The organism is Burkholderia sp. Ac-20379 (genome assembly GCF_017104645.1).
Classification (GTDB): domain Bacteria; phylum Pseudomonadota; class Gammaproteobacteria; order Burkholderiales; family Burkholderiaceae; genus Burkholderia.
Window position 1 is genome coordinate 1 of the sequence record NZ_JAAGPF010000650.1, and the last position, 1,648, is coordinate 1,648.

Here is a 1,648-nt window from a genome sequence, read left to right on the forward strand (position 1 = left end):
GGCGCGGGCGGGCCGGACTCGGCCGGCGGTTCGACCCGGGGTTTCTCGGCTCGCCGTGCTGGGCGGGAGTCCGGCAGCGCACGCTGCATGCGGAGGAACTGATCCGCATCGCGGCCGCACGGCTGCGCGAGGCGGGCCGCGAGGTGCGGATCGTCGACATAGCGGCCGGGCACGGCCGCTATGTGCTCGATTCGATCGCGGCGGCAGCGGCGGCGCCCGACGGCATGCTGCTGCGCGATTACTCGCCGCCGAACGTCGAGGCCGGGCGGGCGCTGATCGCGCAGCGCGGGCTCGGCGCGGTGGCGCGCTTCGAGCAGGGCGATGCGTTCGACGAGGCCTCGCTGGCCGCGCTGGCGCCGCGCCCGACGCTCGCGATCGTGTCGGGCCTGTACGAACTGTTCGGGGACAACGCGATGATCGAGCGCTCGCTGCGCGGGCTGGCCAGTGCGGTGCCGCCGGGCGGGTATCTCGTCTACACCGGGCAGCCGTGGCATCCGCAGCTCGAATTCATCGCGCGGGCGCTGAACAATCATCGCGGCGACGCGCATTGGGTGATGCGGCGTCGTTCGCAGGCCGAAATGGATGAGCTGGTGGCGCGCGCCGGGTTCCGCAAGCTCGAACAACGGATCGACGCGATGGGAATCTTCACCGTCAGCCTTGCGCAGCGGGTCGAGGCGTGAGCGCGTCCGGCATCGGCGCCGCGGCGCCTGCGGTTCCGGCCGCCTCGCGCGCCGCCCCGTTCGGGCTGCGCGTCGCCGCGCTCGCGGCGATGGGCGCGATCTTCTTCTCGACCTACGGTTTCGCGAACTGGCTCGCGTCGCGGCACGCCTCGGTGCCGAGCTTCGCGTTCGGCTGGGAGCGCGCGATCCCGTTCCTGCCGTGGACCATCGTGCCGTACTGGTCGATCGATCTGCTCTACGGGTTCTCGTTCGCATTCCAGACGAATCGCGCCGCGCTGGCCGGGCACGTGAAGCGCTTGTTGTTCGTGCAACTGGTGTCGGTGGCCTGCTTCATCGCGTGGCCGCTGCGTTTCGGCTTCGAGCGGCCCGAGGCCGGCGGGCTGGCCGGCGCGCTGTTCACGGCGCTCGCCGGTTTCGACAAGCCGTTCAATCAGGCGCCGTCACTGCACATCGGGCTGCTGGTGGTGCTGTGGGCCGCTTATGCGGCGCGCTGGCGCGAAGGCTGGCAGCGCGCGCTCATGCATCCGTGGTTCGCGGCGATCGGCGTGTCGGTGCTGACGACTTATCAGCATCATGCGATCGACGTGCCGACCGGGGCGGCGGTCGGTTGTCTCGCGCTGTTTCTGTTTCCGCTCGATGCGCTCGATGTCGCACACCCTTCTCCGCGCGCGCGCCGGATCGGGACGATCTACGCGGTGGCCGCGCTGCTGGCGGCGCTCGTTGCGTTGGCCTGCATTCCGAATGCGGTGCCCGGCGCGCTGCTGGCCGGATGGATCGCGCTGGCGCTGGCCGCCACCGCGTTCGCCTATTTGCGCGGCGCGCCGGCCGCGTTCCAGAAACGCGCCGACGGCCGCATCCCGTTGCCGGTGGCGATGCTGCTGGCGCCGACCATCGCGGGCGCGTTCGTCAATTCGCGCATCTGGACGCGCCGCGCGCCGCGGCCGGTCGAGATCGCGCCGCGCGTGCTG

2 protein-coding genes are annotated in these 1,648 nt (G+C 71.7%); both read left to right on the plus strand.

Annotation, left to right across the window (positions count from 1 at the left end):
- Positions 1-680 (plus strand): class I SAM-dependent methyltransferase family protein (locus tag G3N92_RS33615; RefSeq protein ID WP_206131807.1); only part of this gene is annotated, 680 nt, incomplete at its 5' end.
- Positions 677-1,648: phosphatase PAP2 family protein (locus G3N92_RS33620; RefSeq protein WP_206131808.1), on the plus strand; the 972-nt coding region annotated here is incomplete at its 3' end. The genes G3N92_RS33615 and G3N92_RS33620, both read left to right, overlap by 4 nt.